This is a genomic window from Pseudomonas sp. AC463, from assembly GCF_979253585.1.
In genome coordinates this window covers 1-277 of record NZ_CEEDDZ010000541.1, presented here as the reverse complement: position 1 = coordinate 277, position 277 = coordinate 1, and the positions used below count along the sequence as shown (strand labels likewise).

General features: G+C 58.5%; 1 pseudogene. It reads right to left on the bottom strand.

Features of this window, described 5'->3' with window-relative positions:
• A pseudogene (secY, locus tag AC0IYH_RS31320) lies at positions 1-277 on the bottom strand (preprotein translocase subunit SecY); the annotation flags it as partial.

The following is a 277-nucleotide window of genomic DNA, read 5'->3' as shown; positions in this document are numbered from 1 at the left end:
CTTCAGCTTCGCCTTCTTGATCAGATCGCCATACTGGTGCGCCAGCAAATGCGACTGGATCTGCGTTACCGTGTCCATCGTCACGTTCACGACGATCAACAGGCTGGTACCGCCCAGATAGAACGGGATCGACAGCGCCGACACCAGATATTCCGGCAACAGGCAGATGATCGTCAGATAGGCCGCGCCGAGCACGGTGATCCGCGTCAGGACGTAATCGAAGTAATTCTCGGTGTTCTTGCCGGGACGGATGCCGGGCACGAACCCGCCATAGCGC